This is a genomic window from Marinobacter sp. UBA2498, assembly GCF_002341575.1.
GTDB lineage: Bacteria > Pseudomonadota > Gammaproteobacteria > Pseudomonadales > Oleiphilaceae > Marinobacter > Marinobacter manganoxydans.
Map to the genome: position 1 here is coordinate 28658 of NZ_DDOI01000083.1, position 21044 is coordinate 49701.

14 protein-coding genes are annotated in these 21044 nt (G+C 58.3%); 6 read left to right on the forward strand and 8 right to left on the reverse strand.

From position 1 onward, the window contains the following. From B2W52_RS11565 to B2W52_RS11580, 4 genes are all read right to left on the reverse strand, one after another. Positions 1–884: hypothetical protein (locus B2W52_RS11565; protein WP_286803145.1), on the reverse strand; the 884-nt coding region annotated here is incomplete at its 3' end. Positions 885–941: 57 nt separating this feature from the next. Further along, positions 942–10769, reverse strand: a complete 9828-nt coding sequence (locus B2W52_RS11570) for a DUF6603 domain-containing protein (RefSeq protein ID WP_286803148.1) — start codon at positions 10767–10769, stop codon at positions 942–944. A 1-nt stretch (position 10770) separates the two neighbouring features. After that, positions 10771–11367 carry a hypothetical protein gene (locus tag B2W52_RS11575; RefSeq protein ID WP_273071005.1) on the reverse strand — a complete coding sequence of 199 codons (597 nt, stop codon included), beginning with the start codon at positions 11365–11367 and terminating at the stop codon, positions 10771–10773. Between the two features lie 397 nt (positions 11368–11764). After that, positions 11765–12640 carry a LysR family transcriptional regulator gene (locus B2W52_RS11580; RefSeq protein WP_039881921.1) on the reverse strand — a complete coding sequence of 292 codons (876 nt, stop codon included), beginning with the start codon at positions 12638–12640 and terminating at the stop codon, positions 11765–11767. A gap of 94 nt (positions 12641–12734) precedes the next feature. On the opposite strand from B2W52_RS11580, the gene B2W52_RS11585 reads away from it, so the two are divergent. Then, a complete protein-coding gene (locus B2W52_RS11585; protein WP_008172104.1) occupies positions 12735–13235 on the forward strand; it encodes a lactoylglutathione lyase family protein in 501 nt (166 codons plus the stop codon). 52 nt (positions 13236–13287) lie between these two features. Here B2W52_RS11585 and B2W52_RS11590 read toward each other — a convergent pair whose 3' ends face one another. The 3 genes from B2W52_RS11590 to B2W52_RS11600 all read right to left on the reverse strand — a co-directional run bounded on the left by B2W52_RS11590 (position 13288) and on the right by B2W52_RS11600 (position 14425). After that, complete coding sequence (locus B2W52_RS11590) at positions 13288–13824, reverse strand: GNAT family N-acetyltransferase (RefSeq protein WP_008172106.1); 537 nt, start codon at positions 13822–13824, stop codon at positions 13288–13290. Positions 13825–13922: 98 nt separating this feature from the next. Continuing rightward, entirely contained in the window at positions 13923–14186 is a 264-nt protein-coding gene (locus B2W52_RS11595) for a Txe/YoeB family addiction module toxin (RefSeq protein WP_008172108.1), read from the reverse strand. After that, complete coding sequence (locus B2W52_RS11600; RefSeq protein WP_008172109.1) at positions 14183–14425, reverse strand: type II toxin-antitoxin system Phd/YefM family antitoxin; 243 nt, start codon at positions 14423–14425, stop codon at positions 14183–14185. Before B2W52_RS11600 ends, B2W52_RS11595 begins: the two co-directional genes overlap by 4 nt. 210 nt (positions 14426–14635) lie before the next feature. On the opposite strand from B2W52_RS11600, the gene B2W52_RS11605 reads away from it, so the two are divergent. Together B2W52_RS11605 and B2W52_RS11610 are read left to right on the forward strand one after the other, a co-directional pair. Then, on the forward strand, positions 14636–14881 hold the full coding sequence (locus tag B2W52_RS11605) for a type II toxin-antitoxin system CcdA family antitoxin (RefSeq protein ID WP_008172111.1): 246 nt from the start codon (positions 14636–14638) through the stop codon (positions 14879–14881). Further along, the gene (locus tag B2W52_RS11610) at positions 14881–15198 is read left to right on the forward strand and encodes a CcdB family protein (protein WP_008172112.1); all 318 of its coding nucleotides are present in this window, start codon (positions 14881–14883) and stop codon (positions 15196–15198) included. Before B2W52_RS11605 ends, B2W52_RS11610 begins: the two co-directional genes overlap by 1 nt. A 272-nt stretch (positions 15199–15470) precedes the next feature. On the opposite strand, the gene B2W52_RS11615 is transcribed toward B2W52_RS11610, so the two are convergent. Beyond that, the gene (locus tag B2W52_RS11615) at positions 15471–15818 is read right to left on the reverse strand and encodes a 4a-hydroxytetrahydrobiopterin dehydratase (RefSeq protein WP_104271417.1); all 348 of its coding nucleotides are present in this window, start codon (positions 15816–15818) and stop codon (positions 15471–15473) included. Between the two features lie 128 nt (positions 15819–15946). On the opposite strand from B2W52_RS11615, the gene imuA reads away from it, so the two are divergent. From imuA to B2W52_RS11630, 3 genes are all read left to right on the forward strand, one after another. Continuing rightward, positions 15947–16636, forward strand: a complete 690-nt coding sequence (imuA, locus tag B2W52_RS11620; RefSeq protein WP_092031874.1) for a translesion DNA synthesis-associated protein ImuA — start codon at positions 15947–15949, stop codon at positions 16634–16636. A gap of 9 nt (positions 16637–16645) precedes the next feature. After that, positions 16646–18064, forward strand: a complete 1419-nt coding sequence (locus B2W52_RS11625) for a Y-family DNA polymerase (protein WP_008172120.1) — start codon at positions 16646–16648, stop codon at positions 18062–18064. Beyond that, positions 18064–21044, forward strand: a 2981-nt coding sequence (locus B2W52_RS11630) for an error-prone DNA polymerase (RefSeq protein ID WP_286803167.1), incomplete at its 3' end; no start/stop codon positions are given. The genes B2W52_RS11625 and B2W52_RS11630, both read left to right, overlap by 1 nt.

Genomic DNA, 21044 nt, shown 5'->3' on the forward strand with positions numbered 1-21044 from the left:
TTGACGCCCGGCGCCAGAGGCACCGGCTGAGTCAGATTCTGAAGGTCACCGGCATTGATTCCCGCGGCCCGTGGAGCCAGAGCCGTGCCCATCACCTGATGGTCGTCGTAACTGGCCATACTCTGGTGAACGGTACTCTTGACCATGAAAGGTGTAACGAACGACGGCACCGGATCCGGGGACCGATCCAACAGCACATCGTATTGGCCCTCAAGATTCACCAGGCAGGCCAGATACTTCACCGGGGCATCATTGCCGTCTTCGTCCTTACCCGGCACAGGCAGTCGGTTGCTGATGACAACGGCAAGAAACCCGTCATCATCACCCATCATCAGTTCGGTATCGTGGATGTCTACTTCCCGGGCATGAGCCAGCAGGTCCACGTCGTTTTTGGTGGGAAAAACCTTATCGATGATTGATTTTCTGATGGCCAGACAGTTGCCCTTGGCGGCTTCTTTTAATCCGTCGAGTTCAACGCCCTCGGTTACGCAATTCGCGACATCAACGCCGGTTTCCAGCCTGGCTTCCCCTTCGGCGATGAGCACAAGTGCCAACCAGGGTGTATTGGCGGGTGCACCGTCAAGGCGGCGCTCCCATGGCAGAGTCCGCCTTTTGATGACCACCTGTGGCAGGCGGCTGCCATAGCTACCAAAAGAATTGGCCGGTGGATAGGTCGACAGAATCTGATCAGGCGGCAGAATGTAGCGCGGCGACCGAATCCTGAGGTGGATATTCTCCTCGTCCACCTTCAGCGCACTGGCATCCAGACTGGCCTCCGGCGTTTGCGCTGAGAATTTCTGGTTGGCCCTTATACGCCACAGTCCCGCCTCAAGAGGCGGATTCAGTTTGGCGTAGAGCTTGAATTTTCCTTCACCAACAGGCATCGCTTGCTTCCTTCTTGCTATCCTCTTTCGCCGGTCTCTGCGTGGATCTGCCCGGCGTTAATCGTCCTGTGCCGGCACCCATTCGATCTCACAGTTGCTGCCGCCAACGGCGCGCAGCCTTGAAACCGTTGCGGGCAATCCCTTTTCCGCAATCAATTCGGCCATCGCCTCAGCCGAGGCGACCGCCCCAATCATTCCCGCAATTTCACGGGCGCCGCCCTGCAGGGCCCGAACGGAAACACCGGAATAACCGGCAAGGGAATTGATTTCAAACAGCAGCACCGAGCGCGCCCCTGCCTGAACAACCACCGGCTGAACCGGCTGCCTGAGGTGCCGTGCACCGTGCAGCTCTATTTCCACATCACTGGCAGACCGACCCTCACCGGCTTTCAGAATCACACCAACACAGGTAACCGTGTGATCAAACCGGGTAGACACGGCAGCCGCACCACGCACCACATTCTGGGCCAGATGCCACCCCACGGAGGCTCTTCCGGCTGTGCCGTTCAGCGACAGAACGCATCCGGCCCCCAGCGCTGATCGACCGGTCAGGCGAACCAGTCTGGATTGATCGTGCCAGCCCACAATTCTCAGACCAGTGGCGCGACCATCGCCTCCACCACTGGCCTGCACGGCAATTGTCGCAGTGTGTTTCGGAACGGCGATCTGACGATCCTGAACCTGCTCATCGGCAACCACAGCACCATTGCCCAATAACATGACCACTCGTGCCGCGCCGGTGATCTTGAGTTCAGGCCGGGTATCTTCCCCATCAATTGCGGCATCCGGAGATCGCATGGTGACTATATCTCCCGGGCGCAGTTTGCTACCGGGCGCCTGGGGGACCGGTCCAGCTCCTGTTCCGAGGCCCTTCACATAGGCGGCCCCCGCACCCGAGCCAACCCGGCCGCCGAGATACGTCTGGCTGGCGCTGGTAACGCTGGTGCGAGGTACAGAGCCACGAACAACGACCGTCAGATCGTTGAAGCTGGACGGAGCATGGGTTGTGTTTAGTTTGATCGGCAGACTGCGGCCCAGTCGGCCGCGAACGGATTCGGTGGACGGTGCCGGACGGCGCTTGATGCGTTTATCCGCAACGGTTGTGGTCGCATCCCGCAAGGCTACGCCCGCCCCGTTGCTCATGAATCCGGTCACGAACGGCTTCGTTGGTTTGATGACCCGGGGGCTCTCATCCAGAGACATGAAGGCGGTCGATCCGTTGCTGGCATTCGACGCCTCCAGGCCATCCATCAGTGTGCCAAACATGGGTGGCGCGGTGCGGGAGCTCTCGTAGATAGCCTGCGCTTTGGCACTGCGCTGCCCTGTGGCCAGAAGCCCCTCGGGTAACGCGCCGGTGCCGTCCGCAAACAGATACTTCCGGGCTTCAATAAAGGCTTCATCAATGCTCGCGCTCTCGGCAACAACTCCCAAAGCGGTGGCCCGGTTCAGGTTGTCGGCCCGCAACGTACCGGCGGCAGACAACGGAAGTGGGCGCCGGCCTGCTTCAACCCGGTAGTAATCGATTTCCGGGCCGGTTTGCGAACTCATGTCCGCCTCGGCAACCATCTTTAACCGGCTGCCAGCGAAAATAACCTCGCCTTTCGGAATGGGACTGGAGGGTTGCTCGGGATCTTCTGGCGGCCCCCAAACACCGATCGGGAAGGCTTCCAGGCCATAGGTAGGACCTTCCTCGGCAGTCTTTTCGTCCTTCATGCCCTCCACCAAGGGGCGCAGGTCCGAGGTGCGATCCGTCCATGTGTTTCCAACCCTGCGCTCAAGGCGAATTTCCAACTCACCCTTCAACCCGGCGGCGTTCATTGGGCTCAGCCCCATCGCTACCGCGGCGCCACTCGGCAATTTGGGCGTAATGTCCTTGTCGATGGCCGGGTTGTTGAAGTCAAACCGGGTGACCGGGCCGGTTGCGACAACCGACACTTCGAACTCTGCGAAGACTTCGAAGGGCCGCTCATAACTACCGTCACTGGAGGGTGCCGAGGTTTCACCCTCCGTGGACGCGGGCAATGCCCCCTTACCCGCTGCCCCCGAGAGCGTCCGCGCCCGGCCCGGCGAGGTTTCTTCCAGATACTTGGGTACGAACTCATCCCAACCCACGAATATGCCGCGAATCTCGCGGGAACTGCCGAACTTCACCTTGATGTCGCAAGGACCTACTTCGATGGTCGCCTTGCCCAGGAAATCAGGCCCCTCGACCTCAATGCGAGCACCAAGACTGATGCTGATTCGAATGGTACCCAGGAAGGTTTTTATCTTCACACCGGCGGAAATGCGGGCGTAGGCGTCCGCCATGAAGTAGAACGGATCGAAATAGACAATGGCATTCGCACCAAAGGCAATGCGGGCCCAGGCGAAGCCAAAGTCGGCACTGACCTCCACTGCCACCCCTGCCATCAAGGCTTCTGATGTGAGGGCAAAGTAAGAGACACCCTTGATCACAATGGCGTTGGACACCCGCCATTGCAGGCCCAACCTGGCAACAATCGGATACCCGTCACGCTGAAAGCTGGGATGATAGCCACCCAAGGTCAGAACAAACTGGCCCGCATTGGGGCCGAGCCACCAGGTAGCAAAAGCAAAGCCCCCCGTCAGTCGGACTTCGGGGTACAACAGCCAGCTATTGTCGGTAAGCTGCGCCTGAATCAGGAACAGCCCCTCCGAGGACGAGAACCGGGCTAGCAACCCCAGCTCAATGGATACCAGTGCGGCCTGGGGCCTGGGCAAAGCCATTCGAGCCAGACCAAAGAGATTGAGTTCCAACCCGTTGCCCACGGAAACCGACAACACCGCGACACCGTCCACCAGAGAAAAGCTGGTAAAACTGATGCCGGCGGCAAACCAGAAGTTACCCGGCTCCGGAGGGAAGTATTCGGCAAGCTTTCGCAACTCCTCCAATGGATCGGAGGACACGCTCGCCGCGGGATCCAGAGCCTTGATGAAGGGGTATTCGCCAAACTTTGACAGGTCATCCGGAACGCGTAGCCCCCGTTTGATACCCAGACCGCCCCCAATACCAGTCAGGAAGAAGGCGGGAGGACCACCAATGGGGCCTTGAATGGCACCGAATACAAAGAACGAAGGCAGCCCTTTGTCGTCGCTGTATCCGCCGAACAAGGAGAGTCCATACACCCCGAAGCGACCCATCAGCATTCCGACGTAGCCGATCTGTCCCTCCAGGTCTGTTTTCAGAAGACCACCAGCGATAGACAGACCACTGAAGTCCCCGGAAACACCCAGGCCTTTCAAATCGACCGCCCAGTTGGTCAACTCGAAAACGTCCCCACCGAGCCAGTGCAGGCCAAGCTCCTCAACCGATGCCGTTAGCCCGAACAGTGAGACGCGCGCATCGAACAGCAGCGAAATCCCGGTAACGGACCCATCAACTTCGGTGACATCAAAACCGAATTGCTCGAGATAAAGCGGGCCTAACTGTCTCTGGATCGCCAGCCACCAGGGGCCAGGCGGATCCCCTGCCCGCAATGAAATGCCAAGGTCGCCGCCCGGGTTCTTCTGAATCGCCAACGCCGGGCTGAAGGCAGGACGGGCCGAGGGCGACGCATCGTTTCCGGCGTCGCTCATGATGTTATTGGCAACCGCATTGTCGCCGCCAGCCGCCGAGGGCACGATGGCCAGCCCATCAAGCTGAACCTGAACGCCGCCACCTAACCCTGCCGGCACCGCCTCGCCGTATAAATGAACGCCGATGGCGTCGATACTCATAATACCCAGGTTCAGCAAAGGCCCTGCATTTTTGCCAACGCGAACGCCCAGACCAGCGATGGAGAAACCCGCATTCAGTTGAAAATCGCTGCCGACCTTTTCAACGAGCAAGATCGACAAACCCGGCGCGATTCCGGGCGACGTCACCCAGTTGGCGACCACTTCGAGATCCACCGTCGGGTCGCTGCCGCCGAGCGAAATACGCTCGCCCGGGGGCAAAGACACGAAGATGCCTGCAAGATCGCCGTTGCGGGTGAAGCCGACATCCACTTTGCCATCAATGGTAATTTTCAGGTTGTGGTCGGCCAGGTTGAAGCCGAGCTGGAACAGGCGCTTCAACAATGCTTCCGGGTCGACGATGTCGTCAAACAAAGTGGGATCAAGAGTTGGTGTGCCACCGGTGAACAGGACATCCTGCAGGGCATCAACCGCATCCGCTCCCAATGTACCAAGTGCTTCCAAGGTGACACCCGCTGCCATGGAAACAGCCTGGGACAGGAGCGCCAGGGCCACAGCTGCGGGCTCGCTGTCTTCTGTTTCACCGGACGGCGACTCTTCAACAACAACCACCCGCGGCGGCGTCTGATTCAAAGCCCACCGGAACTGAACGGACTGGTCACCCGCACCATCGGTGACGAGACCAAGGGCGGCCATTCGGGAGAAACCGGCGCCGGACACGCCGGCTTCAATTTTCGCTACAGGGCGAAGAATCAAACCATTGCCAACGTCGAATCCGCTTGCCACATAGGAAACAGCAACTGCAACGCCGCTCGCGCTGAGTCGCACCCGGTCGAATCCGACCGTTCCGACATCCGCTATCGAAAGAGCCGCGGCCAGTTCAATGGCAGGGCCCGTGGGGCTGGCATCCAGAGTGATCTCCACAGGATCCGTGCTACCCAGTGACAGTCGACAGATTCCCGTCGCAGGCGTCGATGTCGAAACGACAGTACCCGCAGGGTCGAGAGCATTGGCCAACTGCGAAATTGCGGTAACAACCAGATTGGGCAGGCGGGATAAAAGTACCCCGGCGGGGTCTGCGGCAAAGGTCTGAATTCTGGCGTCGGCAAACTGATTGGATTCCAGAAGATCCAATGCGCTACCCAACTCAAACACTGCCGTAGCCACATTTTTTTGCAGCGACGGCGTCGGGTTGGCCCTTTCGGCAATCAATGCGTTAAGCGCGACCGGGATGGCCATACCTGCTCCAGTCGCCAGAAGTGATCCCAGGCCCGGTCCCGAAGGGTAAATCTGCATGGGCGCTGCAGGGGCAGCCCGCAAGAGGTCGATGCGAATGTCTGGCGATAGGGAGATAGCAACGCCCTTCCCATCAAAGGTCGCCGAACTGGAAACGAGGGTGCTAATCGAGCCGTTGGTGGCTATGGACAGGCCGCCGCCCAGGCTGATGATGACCGGAGTCGCGCCCAATGAATGACTTGTTTCGATGGCGACGGCTACATTCAGCCGTTCTGAGGCCACCCCGTAGGTTACGGACACCTCATTACTGAAATCGAATCCGCCTCCGGTGAAGCCGGGTATCAACAACTGGCCGAGCGCATCGAACGCCTGAATCGCCTGGCCAAACGGGTCGGCCTTCCAGGGTGCAGCGCCTGTCTTCAGCCAACCCACCGGGTCCATAAACAACGCCCAGGGCAGCAACACCCTACGTGAGGGCAGTTCAGAAGGCGGCGCCAGCAAATCCAGGCCATCCATTATCACCTCAATGGCGACCCTCGCATCGTCAGAAGCGGTTTCGCGGAGGTGATCAACTAATCCCGCCAGAAGCGTTGACGGGATGAATCCCGCTCCCAGTTTCGCCAGGGCGGCCTGCTCGGAAGTGCTTAGCGATGAGAGAAGATTGATTGACGTCGCGGACAATGAACCGGGAGTTTGCCAGGCAATAGTCAGGGCGGGTGAAACTCCACCCGTTGCTGCACTGGCTACAAGCCGAAGACCACCCACATCCGGCTCGATTGCGCCGATGGAGCCGGAGATGGAGGCCGAGGATGCCGAAGCAAATAGCGTCAGGCCCAGTGGAACAAGGTCTGCCGCCACATGGTTTACGTCCAGAGCAAAGGCGCGGGAGTTCAGATCGACGGCAATGGTTGCCGCATCGAGTGCCCAGGATATCTCGGCGCCTGCGCCACCAAATCCGCCAAGCGCCCTTAGTGCGCCGGCAAGGCTGGCCGGAGATGCATCTACCGCCGCGTTGATTGCGGCACTGGCATCCAGAATAAGCTGATCAAAACCTTCCGGATCATAACCACCTCCGGCAACCAGCCCGATGTCGGCAAGCAGTTGGCTGAGATCCGGAGATGCCGCAGCCAAGCGCCCCACAACTTCGGCCAGAATCAAATGAACCTCAGACGTGGGCAAGCTCGGCGAGGCTACACCAGCCCCGCTTTCAATCACCCACTGGTCCCGCCGCACCCCGAAGCAGTTGGCCTCGTGCAGAACTATCCGGGCGCCAGATACCCGCGTGCTACCGGCCAAGGGCAGGTACAACCGGGCAGATACCCAGCGCACCTCAATGTCGTTCTGGCCGGCGCCCGGGCCACCAACAAGCCAACCATCCTGAACGCCGAAATGCAGATCCAGGATGACCTGCCTGTCTGTTTGCACCTCAAAGCCATCGCCACCGGGGCCTCGATCGCAGGTCGCCAGTTCCAGGATGGCCCCCGCCCCGAGGAAGACGCCGCCGAGATTGGCATCAATAACTGGCAGATCCACACCGGCGTGCAGTTTGGTTGGTGGCGTTGCCGGAGGCTCATAGGTTTCGTGGCGGTAGGCAATGGCACCGGCAACGGTTGCAGCAAGACCGGCTTCCAGGGCTTCGGCGTCAAGGGCGCCGAATACCGCGTCTACCGGAAGGCCTGACCGGATCGCTTGCTGGTCCGCCCGCAAAAGCTCATCAAGGCTGTCGGGTGTTAAACCGGCGGCCCGGGACGCCCGCTCAAGAACATAGCCAAACTGCAAGAGGGCGTTGGATTCTCCGGCAATCTCCTCTTCGTTAATCGTCTCGGGCTCTGGTCGCTGGAGCTGCAAGAGGAGCCGCAACGCGTCGCCGCTCAACCCCGACAACAAGCCATTCAGGGAAACCGGCGCCCAGGGCGCGCCTACCGTTGCCACCCGATCAATCGAAGTGATCGTACTTGCCGCCTTGATGGCAGCCGCCCCGGCGGAACCGAAGGCAACAACCGTTATGGGCGTGGCCCGATCCTGCAACACCTCGATCAGGCGCTGGCATTGCTCGTCTATGGCACCACGATCAGGTCTCGCTGCCGCGGCTGTTGTTGGATTCGGCAGGCAGATGGACCAGTGTCCGTTGGCGGATGCCGGAACGCCGGGTCCGCTGACCTCTCCCCGAACATCCAGGCTGTCGCTTCCGAAACAGGTACTCCAGAGGTCCTCACAGCCCACGTAAACCACAGAGTCAGGTGCGCTTCCGAAGGCTTCCTGCGGCAACAGGTTGATGGCACCGAATGCCACCAGTTCACGATAGCTCAAGCCTCCAATGTCGATGCCATTCACACCGGTTGGCAGCGAGGCTGGGCGGCCGATCAGGCCGTCGGTACCGGTGAAGCGATCAATTAACGCCTGAAACCCCTCGTCCAGGCGGTTCCGGCCCGTCATCAGATCGGCGAGCTCCGGAAGCTCCGTACCTGCCGCCCGAATCGCTTCTGCAATGGAGGCCAACTCCGTCGGCTCGCTGGAATCGAAATTGCCAGCTGGAGGTTGATACCGCCCGCGGTGGATGTCGCAGCCAGGGTCCAGCCACACCGCAACGCCCGGCGCCCTGGAGTCTGCGGCAATGGCGGCTCGATACGGCGTGCGTTCATTGCCATTGCCCAGCGGTGCCCACTGGCGGAAGCCGCTGAAAAGGTATGAGAGCGGGCTCATCGCCACCCGAACATTGCTGCAATTCAGTACCAGATCACCCATCCAGGATTTCAGAGCAGCTTCCGGGTCGCTCAAAAGCTGCTCAATGGATAGACGAGCTCCCTCGCCATTCCAGCCAATCAGGTCCGTAAGCGCGGTGATAATCGGCGAGCCCAGTCGCCGAAGCAACGCGGCCACCGCGTTTTCGATGCCCCCCCAATCCGCGCTAAAGCGGACCGTGCCATCGCTGCTGAACTCAGGCAGCGGCAACGGAACTTCGATGGTTGAACTGTCGGATGCATCGACGGCTTCAACTTCGACTGACAGGTCTGGCGCATCCACACGCACGGCAAAGCCCGTTGAAGCCCCCCAAACCACCGAGGCACCGATCGACCGGGCCGAGACATCAACCTGCCCCATATCCAGCCTGAGATCAGATCCATCGGCTTCCCGCAGCCGGGTGCCAGCGTTAATTCGGCTCAGGAACTCCGCACTCGGCGCCGAAAAATTCAGCCGCAACAACCTTGCGCTGACAAAAACGTCTGATCGCTTGTCGTCCAGAACAGTGTTTTCGAGGCGAGCTTCCAAATCAAAATTGATCCAATCACCGTCGATCGAAACCTCAAGCGCTACAGGGTCCAGATCAATGCTCCAGGGATCCGCTGCCGTCCCGGCGCCCGAAACACTGGTTGAGTTACCGGTGATGAGTTCCTGGGTTGACGTTAAAACAACCGCCATGGCTGCCGGCGAGGCAACGAGTGAATTCCAGTAGGCGGCCGTTTTACCCAGAGGGTCGGTCAGGAGTTCGATCGCCGAAGGGCCGGAGATACCGGTGGGCGGATCAAGCCCCAGCAGTTGGGAACAGATCTCGCCGGGGCGACCCAGAGTGGCCAATGCAGAAACCAAAGCACCGTCGACCAGGCTCTCGGCGGCGTCCAGCGCGGCATCGGGAGACGACAGATCCAATAGCTCATGATTGGTGCCGCCGAGCGTGACGTTGTGAGCCGTCAATGCAAAAGCCGGTTTTCCGCCGGTCAGAGTAATACCGGTTTTGATTGACCCAATTGCCGGGTCGCCCGCAAGCAGTGGCGACCCCATGCCCGCTACCTGCCCGAATACAGCAAGAAGCGACAAATTCGGCACGGCTTTGATACTGCCATCCAGGGTTGCCAGCGTAAGCAGGTCCACCTGCGCCTTCACTTCCGCCCCGGCCTGAGGTCTGAGCGAACCTTCCAGCCAGGGCGTGATGATCAATCCCCCGGCAGCTGACGACGCCACACGTAAACCAACGGCTCCGGCCAATGATCCGTCACTGAACTCAATGGCGCTTCGGCCAGAATTGACAGTACCGCCGAGCAGCGTGGCCCACTGGCCGAGCCAGGCATTGCGAGCGGGTGCGGAAGAAAGGATGGATTCAATCCAGCCGGTCAGCGCAGACACGCCATTTGTAATCAGTGACTCCAGCGGAAATGGTGGAATATTCGGAACAGATCTTAATCCCGCCAAACCGGTGAGCGCCGCAAACGGAGCGGTCGCCGCATTGGTGGTATCGAGCGCCTCGGCCTGGGCCTGAATCAGGCCCGTCATGAATTCCAGAAAATCGGAGCTCAGCTCGTTAATGTTATCCACGGTGAGCTCAAAATCCCTGGGCGCATTGGTGCCAGGGAGCTGAAGCCGTTCAAAACCGAGACTGAATTCCAGATCATCAGAGGGGCTGGTTGGAACGTCCACACCCACGGATACGGCGCCAATGTATAGGTCCCCTGGCGCAGGGGCATCGTTGGAAATAATGACTTTGATGGCTAATTCGATGTGCGCGTCGTCCCGACCCAACACCAGCCAATCGGGTTGCGCCCCGGAAATGTCCAGCGCTCCAGCGCCTTCCCGTTCGAACTGGAATACCGGAACATAGGCACTTACAGAGATTGCGGGCACTGAGCTAGCGCTGTCGTATTCGATGCCAAATCCGACTCTGGCGCCGTTGTCGGCCTCCTCCACCACTACGAAAACAGTCGCACCGGAGTCGCTGAAAAGCGGGACCCAGATAGCGCCCCCTTGCTCTTCCCTGTCCGGTGCTCCCAGCACGTCATCAACAAAAGCGATCAATGCCTCTCGCTGCTCGTCGAGGTACATCATCGAACTGAGGCCGCGCTTGCTACCGTTGGGATTGCCTAACGGGTCCTGGAACCAGTCACCCTGTAGTTCACCGTCTCGGGTCAGGCCAACTGCTTCCGCCAGTGTGCCAAAAACGTCCAGATTCTGGTCAGCACCCATGTCAGACTCCCGGCATCAGTGAAAACCGGGCAACAGGTTGCACCAGCATTTTGTTCGGAGCAGCGGCGATCGCGCCAGGAACCAGCGGCAAACCACGCTTGTCGTTGCCAACCTCGGCGCAGAACACGGAAGCGACTTCCAGCACGGACTCCCAGGCGAACGCCTGAATCGCGTCCCGCCAGGCCAATATAAGTTCTTCCGGGCCCTCGAGGTCTTCGAACGTGGACATAACAAGGCCGCTTGGCGACTGTTTGGTGCCAACGCCAATCGGTACCGGAATACTGAGCTTTCCATGCTCTTCGCATTCCGCGCTCACCGTTACCGTGATAACGCCGCTGGAGAATTGAATACGGGTTTGGTCACTGTGGATGAGCAACTCGCTGTCGCCTTTGGTCCAGACAACCAGGGGTGTGCTTTTTCGCGGCAAATCGAGAACCAGTCGAACCACTTCCGAAAGCACACGCTGGGCGTCTTTACCGGGAACAGTCAGCAGGTCTGGTGACAGGTCACCGACATCAAGCAGAACATCAGCATCGATGCGGTTTAGCCAATCGAATTGGGAGAAGTCGACGGTGATAAAGCGGGCGAAATTTGCCATAGCGATCCCTCGCAGCGAATGCCTTGCGCAGGTTTCGAGACCGGCAGGAAAAACATCCTTCTTTCCCGTGGTAGCCGGACTGCAGCATCAAAACCCTGTTGCGTAGATTCAGGCCATAGGCCCCGGAAACAGCAAACAGCGTCATGAATTCAAGCTATGACATAAGGGAGTATAGGCAGGGTGAAGGAGGGTGCAAAAAAATTGGATAAATTTTAATCAAATGAGCCGATTAATCATACATATCATGAGTATCGGATCATGATTAACGGGCTTTCAAGGCCCCGGAATACCCGCTTCGGCGTTGGTCAAGAAAGGTCTCAGGTACGTCAAATCAGGCATGCGCCTTCCAAAATAATGTGAAAATCTGGTGACTGCGCAGAGTCATTCAAAACCTGCCTCAACCATTCAGCCACCGCTTGGCCTCAGCTATCACAGTATTCATTCTCGCCTGAAGTGATCGATTCCGGGGAACGCTGAGATACAACGTTTCGCTGACCGGGTGAGAGAGACGATGAGCTTTGATGCCCTCAGACTTTTCAAAGGCCTCAACGGCATGTGCTGGTAAAACAGCAAAGCCCAGCCCCAGGCTGACCGGCTCCAGGATCAAACCGATCTGGTTCGAGAACCCCTTTCTGGGAAACAGGCTACTGTGCTGAAACTCGGTGTAATTGGCACCAAGAAGCAAGCCGGCGTGATGACTTCCATCAGGGTGGTCGATAAACCCGAGGGTCATCAACGTCTCCCAATCCGGTTCTTCGACCGTAGCAGGTGTTACCAACAGCAGTGATTCTTGCGCGATGGGCGTACAACTCACTTCCGCCAGGGTAGATTTTGCCGTCATGAATCCGATATCAACAGTGGATTCGGCGATTGCCTTTTCCACATCAGGATTCGGCGCAAACCGGTAATCAATAATGAGCTTCGGGTGCTTGCTCTGCAGCGACAACAAATGAGGATACAGCTTCAGCCCCACACTTCCCGGAGACATAAGCCGCACAGTTCCCTCATAGGGCGGGTCCTCACCAACTGTTTGCTCAAGATTCGACAACGCCAGGAGAATGTCCTGCGCCTCGGCATAAAGCTTTTCGCCGGCACCCGAAAGCGAAAATTGTTTCCCCTGTCTGACGAGCAATTCCGTACCAAGCTGCTCCTCAAGCTTACGCACATGCTGACTTACCCCCGATTGTGTCATGTGGAGACGTTCGGCTGTGCGGGTGAAATGTCCCACTTCAACCAGCGTGCAAAACGAGCGTAACCAGGTGGTATTTATCATTACTTTTCGTAATCTTTTAAAGAATAAATGATAATTTTAACTGATAAACACCAGCATGTAACCTGCTCTCAGTCTCACTAAAGGAGGACAGGCAATGAGCAACGTGTACCCAAGAAATTTCTCGCACATCGGCATATCCGTGCCGGACCTTGAGCAAGCCGTGAAGTTCTACACAGAGGTTATGGGTTGGTATTTGATTATGGAACCAACCGAGATCGAAGAGGACGAAAGCGCCATTGGGGAGATGTGCACCGATGTTTTCGGTGCCGGCTGGGGAAGCTTCCGTATTGCTCATTTATCGACGGGCGACAGAATCGGTGTGGAGCTTTTTCAATTTAAAAACCAGACCAACCCGGAAGACAATTTCGAGTACTGGAAAACCGGCATCTTTCACTTTTGTGTGCAAGACCCGAACGTCGAGGAATTGGCTGACCGTATTTTGGCTGCTGGCGGGAAAAAACGCATGGAGAAGCCGCGCTACTATTATCCCGGCGAGAAGCCCTACCGGATGATCTATATGGAAGACCCGTTTGGCAACATTTTAGAGATCTATAGCCACAGCTATGAGTTGATATACAGCGAGGGTGCCTACTGATAAAGGCCAGAACAGTTCAAGGGGGCTTTCCGAGGCGGAGAGCCTCCTGGATTTACCAATACTGAGGATCGTTGAATGCCTCAACGCAACACGCCTGCCCCAGTGGGAGTTTAATACTGCCGCCATCCAACGACTGCCCCAGCCACCCCTCTGGATGGGTTAATTTAAATGGCGCTTCCGCAACCTCTTGAGGTACGTGTTCGAAACCCGCTTTTGAATAGTAGTTCGGATCACCATAGGTGAAAATGAGTTCGACACCCCGTTCACGCAAGTGCTCAATGCCAAAATTAATCAGTTTTTGACCAACGCCTTTCCCCTGATGGTCCGTATCAACGGCTACCGGTGACAACATAAAAGCGTTTACGCGGGAACCGAACGACAATCTCGTGAAAAAGATACACCCGACTATCTGCCCTTGCTCGGTAGCGATGAACCCGAACATGTCATCGGTTTCGGTCCCGTTCATCAACTCATGCACCAGATGGCCAATCAGCTTTTCCTCGGACTCACCTTCCGAATCAGAGAATGTCCGGGTAAACAGGACCTCGATTTCCTGACGATCAGACTCGCTAGACTTCGAGAATTTCATGGCTTGAAAACCCTATTGAGTTCCTTGAAGAACAGGCCGTTTTTATACATAACGGGAAGCAGTGGAAAAATTGTCCGGCGACAGCGGCTGGCTATGGATTATTCGTAGTGGCTCCAGAGCCTGAGGACTTTCACCACTTGCTCGTCCTCTAGCACTTGGTAGACCAGACGGTGCTGAATATTGATTCGGCGTGAATAGGCTCCCGAAAGATCACCTATGAGCTTCTCAAGCGGAGGGGGCTTGCGGTATGGATCTTCTGCTATAAGCGCCAACACTTCCTGGGCTTTTGGTTTGAGACCGCTGAAGGCCAGCTTTTTTGCATCTTTCTGGGCTTGCTTGGTGTAAACCAACTTCCATGTCACCAGTCCAGCTCCTCATCGCATTCATCCTCGGGGGTATCCATCCCCTCACGAATAGACTCCCGCATACCAGGCACGGAGAGCAGGTAAAGCGTTTCCTGAATTGCAGACCAGTCTTCCTCGGATACCAGAACCGCTTTGTTCCGCTTTCCCATGATGACGATTGGTTGGTGGGACTCGGCGGTCTCGTCGATCAACCGATATAGGTTGCTGCGCGCCTCAGTTGCTGTGATTCCGGTCATGACGCACCTCTTGTATGTTCAACTTTTAAACAAGTGTACGCTCTTGGGTACGTACGTCAAGGCGAACGTATTGCATAACGCCCTGGCTTTGCGGAGCGACGAAGCGCCAGCTCAGGCGCGTCCGACAAGAGCCTTTGGCTAAATTCTTGAATGCGCACTATCATGCGCATAAACTGAGGCCATGCATTAAATAGCCACTTGGAGGCTGGAATGGCCGAACTCTACAACACAGCCGCACCGAAAAAAGCTGCGAACCTCTCAGTCAATAGCGATCTACTGCGTAAGACCCGTGAACTGAACATTAACTTGTCTGCTACCCTGGAGCGAGCCCTGAAAGAAGAGCTTGCCAAACGCGAAGCAGAACAATGGGTTGAAGAAAACAGGTCTGCGATAAAAAGTTATAACGATTTTGTCGAACAACATGGATGCTTCGGCGATGAATTCAGGGAATTTTGATGGCACAGTTCGATGTATACCTCAACCCAAGTAAAACTAGCAAAGCTCACTACCCTTACCTTGTCGATATTCAAAGCAGCCTGCTGAGCGAACTGGCAACTCGTATCGTCATTCCTTTGGGGAAACGCTCCGCATTCGGTGGCGAAGCCATGCAAGGACTCACCCCAGAAATCAGCTTTGCAGACCAGGAGCTTCTCCTGTTGACCCCGCAAATTTCCTCTGTTTCTGAAAAGCATCTCAACAATCCGATTGGTTCTCTATCACATTTCAGAGATCAGATTGTTGGAGCCCTAGACATGGCTATCACTGGCATTTAGCAGCTAATTACACGAACGCGTTCGTATATCACCCGTTTATCAAACTCCTAAAACTGTTTTTGGAGTGCAAAGCACAGTTGACGAAGGCTTCTAACTCTCCCAGTTACTGGCTGGAATTCGCTTAACGTGGATGTGGCTGATAAGCCGGATGATGAGCTCTTCCCTGCCGAGCTTCAGGGTCAGGGGGTTATCGGTGCGGTTTTCAACCATTCGTCTGGTGGTCTCCGGTCCGGAAGGAGCACGGCGGAAACCGGGTTCCGCCGTGATTGGGATTATTGCATGTCGTTGAAAGCAGCGTCGGTTCTCGCTGCCAGGATGAAGTCGTTCTTGTGCAGGCCGCCGATTTCGTGGCTCCACCAGCTCACTGCAACTTTGCCATATTCCAGAACAACCACCGGGTGATGGTCTTCTTCTTCGGCAAGTTCGCCAATCTTGTTGGTGAACTCCAGGGCCTTCAGAAAGTTTTTAAGTTTGTAGACCTTATGAAGCTGTTCTTCCCCGTCAATTTCCAGAATTTCCCAGTCTGGGACCTCTTTATGCAGCTGCTGCTTTTCTTCCTCGGTCGCCTTGCTTGCGTTCGGGCTGCAAGCTTCACAGCTGTGTGCTTTCAGGTCACTCATTTCAACCTCCATGGTTGATGGCTGTATTACAAGCGTGGGTCGTGCCCTTCGCTTTATCAACCCTTCTCTTGAAATCCGGCGGCTTTCCGAATACTGTATATTTAAACAGTATTTTGAGAGTTTTCATCATGAGCGAGCTTCTGAACACGCTGATGCAGGATGCCCGTGTCTGGCAGGGGCACCGCCACACCCAGACCACACAGCCTGCGCAATCAACCGGTTACCAGGTGCTGGATAACCAGCTCGGAGGCCTGGGCTGGCCCCGGGGTGCCTTGAGCGAATGCCTGCTGGATGCACCGGGTATTGGTGAGCTGCATTTGCTTCTGCCGCTGATGCAACGGGTGTGCGAAGAGGGCAAAAGCGTGTTCTGGCTGAACCCGCCGCATACGCCCTATGCCCCTGCCCTGGCCCGGGAAGGCGTCAACCTGGACCAGGTGGTGCTGATCCATACCGATGATGAGGGCGACTTTTTGTGGACACTGGAGAACTGCCTGCGCTCACCAGTAACAGGCCTGGTAATGGCCTGGCCGGGCAAGCTGGCCTCACGGGAAGTCCGTCGCCTGCAACTGGCCGCCGAAGCCGGGAGCAATGTGTGTGTGCTGTTCCGGGAACGACGTTACGCCGGGCAGAATTCTCCGGCTGCCCTGCGGCTGGAGCTGGAACCGGGGGAGCAGCAGGATCTCAAGGTGAATGTGCTCAAGCGCCGGGGTAGCTGGCCCGGGCAGCGCTGTTCACTGGCCATGGCCCAGCGGGCCGATCTCTCCTTCCGTGAAACCACCCGGGTTGTCCGGGGCCCCTGGTCGGGTTCAACCGGGTAATAACGCTCCATGCTCTGGCTGTATCTGCATTTCCCGCACCTGGTGCTGGACCATATTCGGCGCACCCGTGAAGATGAGGGCGCCCTGGTGGTGGTTGAAGGCTCTGGCCAGAAGGTGATCCAGGCCTGCCCGGACGCCAGGAGCCAGGGTATTCGTAGCGGCATGCGCCTGAAAACCGCCATCAGCCTGGCTCCGGATCTGGGCATGGTGCGGGCCGATGAAACCCAGGAAGCCAGGATTCTGGAAGATCAGGCCCGCTGGCTGTACCGCTATGCGGCCCATATTGTGTTGGTGCCGCCCGATGGTCTGCTGGCCGAAATTGGCAGCCTTCAAAAACTGTATGGCGGGCTGCCCGCCGTTTGGCAAACCGTGGAACAGGGGCTGAATGAGCGCCAGCTGAATGCCTGGATCGGTATTGGCTATACCCCTCTGTCGGCCCGGCTGATTGCCCGCGCCGGCAAGGGGGAATGCACGGCAGACAAAGGCCACATTCTTCGAAGCCTGAGCCAGATGCCCCTGTTGGCAGCTGAATTCAACGAGAAAGCCTGTACCCGTTTGCAGCGCCTGGGGCTGAACACGTTGGGGGAGGTGTTTGATTTACCGCCCGGCGAACTGGCACGGCGTCTGTCTCCGGAGTTACTGGCTTACATCCAGAAAATCCAGGGCACCCGGCCAGATCCCCGCACGCCCTGGCAGCCGCCCCACTCGTTCCGGCAACAGGCGGATTTTGTGCAGGAAATAGAACACACCCAGGGGCTGCTGTTTCCGCTCCAGCGCATGCTTGTCGAACTGGAAGAGGATCTGTGCTGGCGCCAGCAGGATACCGACAGCCTGCGGCTGGTTCTGAAGCACCGGCATGCGGAACCAACCCGGCTGCAGATTCGCACATCCGGGCCGGAGCACCGGGCCGATCATTTCTTGAACCTGGTTCGTCTGCGGTTGGAGCAACATTCCCTGAGCGCCCCGGTTATCTCCATGGTTTTGCTGGTGAAGCGTTTCCTGTCACGGGAAGCACCCTCCGGGCAGGATCTGCTGGGTGAAACCCAGGATCTGAATGAAGCCTGGCATACCCTGATCAGCCGGCTGCAGGCGCGCCTGGGCGATCAGGCTCTCAGGCAGCTCTCGCCCCAGGCGGATCATCGTCCCGAACGGGCCTGGTCGGCCTCGGAAGTTCTGCGTAAAACCGGAACGCCGCCAGTACCGGCAGCAGAACTGCCCAGGCGGCCGCTCTGGTTATTGAAAGGCCCGCAACCGCTGACCGAGGCGCCCGTTACCTGGTTTTCCGGGCCTGAGCGCATCAGCGGTGGCTGGTGGGATGGCCAGCGCGTGCACCGGGATTATTACATTGCCCAGTTGAGCAGCGGCCAGTTGGCCTGGGTCTTCCGGGATGCCCGGGAAGGCTGGTTTGTGCATGGGTGGTTTGGCTGATGTCCGGGCAGCAGTATGCAGAGCTGTTTTGCTTCAGCAATTTCACCTTCCTCACCGGGGCCTCTCATCCCCACGAACTGGCTGAGCGAGCGCATGAGCTGGGCTACACCGCCCTGGCCATCACCGATGCCTGCTCCGTTGCCGGCATTCCCCGGGCCTGGGCGGCGCTGGCAGAAAGTCCTGTAAAACTCATTACCGGCAGCTGGTTTGAGTTGTCGGATGCCCCCACCGGCGCCGCTTCTCCTCGCTTTATCCTTCTGGCCCGCACGCGCAAAGGCTATGGCCAGCTTTGCCAGTTGATCACTACCGGCCGCCGGCGGGCTGAGAAAGGCCATTACCAGCTGTATTACCGGGACATTGAAACCCACACCCTGGATGACTGCCTGTGTCTGTGGCTGCCCCCATCGCCTACCGAAGCGGATTCCGATCAGGCGCTGGCCTGCGGCGAGTGGCTGGCCCGACTGTTTGACCCCCGGATCTGGATTGCCGCGGCCCGCACCCTGGAATCCGGCGAGGAGCAGCGGCTGGCACGGATACACTGGCTGGCCGATCAGCTGCGCATTCCCGTGGCTGCCGTGGGCGAGGTGCACATGCACAGCCGGGAGCGCCAGCCGCTGCAGGATGTACTGACAGCCCTGCGCAATCACACCAATCTGGAGAATGCCGGCCACTGCCTGTTCCAGAATGGCGAGCGATACCTGCGCCCCCTGCCCGTTCTGCAACGGCTGTTTCCGGAAGCCTGGCTGCATGAAACCCTGACCATTGCCAACCAGTGCACCTTCGAGCCCGGCAGCCTGCGCTATGAATACCCGCCAGACCTGGTGCCGGAGGACGAGACTCCGGCCGGCTACCTGAAACGGCTGACCCGCGAAGGCGAGCGCCGGCGTTACCCGGATGGCACACCACTGCAGGTTCAGAGCCTGATCCGCAAGGAGCTGGGCCTGATCTCGGAGATGAACTACGAGCATTACTTCCTCACCATCCACGATATTGTCGACTTTGCCCGCAGCCGGGGGATTCTCTGCCAGGGGCGGGGGTCGGCAGCAAACTCTGCGGTTTGTTATTGCCTGGGCATCACCGAGGTGAACCCGGCCCGGGTGGAACTGCTGTTCGAGCGGTTTATTTCCAAAGACCGAAACGAACCGCCCGATATCGATGTGGATTTCGAGCACGAACGTCGTGAAGAGGTTATCCAGTATATCTACCGGCGTTATACCCGTGAGCGCGCCGCCCTGGCTGCCACGGTGATCCGTTACCGGCCCAAAAGCGCCATTCGGGATGTCGGCAAGGCCCTGGGGTTTGATCCGGCCCTGGTGGAACAGCTGCTGGAAGGCATCGACTGGCGGGACAAGGCCACCAACTGGCGCCAGCAGATTCTCGACAAGAAAATCACCCGCAACCCACAGGTGGCGGACCAGTTCTTCACCCTAGTGAATACCCTGCTGAGCTTCCCCCGACATCTGTCCCAGCACGTGGGCGGTTTCGTGATCAGCGCCGGGCCACTGGCCGAACTGGTGCCAGTGGAGAACGCTGCCATGGCCGACCGCACCGTAATCCAGTGGGACAAGGACGACCTTGAGAGCCTGGGGCTGATGAAGGTGGATGTGCTGGCCCTTGGCATGCTCTCCGCCATTCGAAAAGCGCTGGAACTGATCAGCGATGAAAAAGGCCAGCCTTTCCGGATACAGGACATTCCCCAGGAAGACCGTGACACCTACGCCATGCTTCAGACAGGCGACAGCATCGGCGTATTCCAGGTGGAATCCCGGGCCCAGATCAACATGCTGCCCCGCCTGAAACCGGAAACCTATTACGATCTGGTGATTGAGGTGGCCATCGTTCGGCCGGGCCCCATCCAGGGTGACATGGTGCACCCGTACCTGCGCCGAAAGCACGGCCTGGAGCCGGTGGATTACCCGAACGATGCCGTGCGCAAGGTGCTGGAGCGCACCCTCGGTGTGCCCATCTTCCAGGAACAGGTGATCAAACTGGCCATGGTGGCGGCCGGCTTCTCCGCCGGCGAAGCCGACCAGTTGCGCCGGGCCATGGCGGCCTGGAAATCCCACGGCGACCTGACCCCGTTCCGGGAAAAGCTAGTCACCGGTATGCTCGAACGTGGTCACGATGCCGACTTCGCCGAACGGCTGTACCAGCAAATCTGCGGCTTTGGCGGCTATGGCTTCCCCGAATCCCACGCCGCCAGCTTTGCCCTGCTTGTCTACGTCTCCGCCTGGATCAAACGGCACTATCCGGCGGCCTTTTACTGTGCCCTGCTTAACAGCCAGCCCATGGGGTTCTATTCTCCCTCACAACTGGTGCAGGACGCCCGCCGGCACAATGTCACCGTGCTGCCGCCGGATGTAAATGCCAGCCAGTGGGACCACAACCTGCAAGACGAAGACCGCCATCTGCGACTGGGCCTGAGGATTATCCAGGGTCTGTCCGTTAGCGGCGCCGAGCGTATCCACCAGAACCGGCCAGCCGAGGGCTACCGCTCTGCCAGCGAGCTTCGCCGCCTGGCCACCCTGAACCAGCGGGATATGGAACTCCTCGCCGGCGCCAACGCCATGCCGGGCTTCACCGCCAACCGCCACCAGGCGTACTGGCAACTGCTCGACCATGAACAACCTGCGGAGCTGTTCGCTCAGGAGACGGCGGTCGATTATCAACCGGACTACTGTGAGCAATTGCCGGAACCCTCCGAAGGCCAGAACGTGCTGGCCGACTACGCCAGCCAGGGCCTCACCCTGCAGCGTCATCCGCTAGCGTTATTGCGGGAACAGGGCCACCTGAAGTTCTGTCTCAGCGCCGAACAGCTCAAATCCACCAAAGCCGGCATCCCTGTCCAGGTCGCCGGCCTGGTCACCGGCCGCCAACGCCCCGGCTCCGCTTCCGGCGTTACCTTCGTCACCCTGGAAGACGAAACCGGTAATGTGAACGTGGTGGTGTGGCTGGAAACGGCACGGCGACAGCGCAAGCC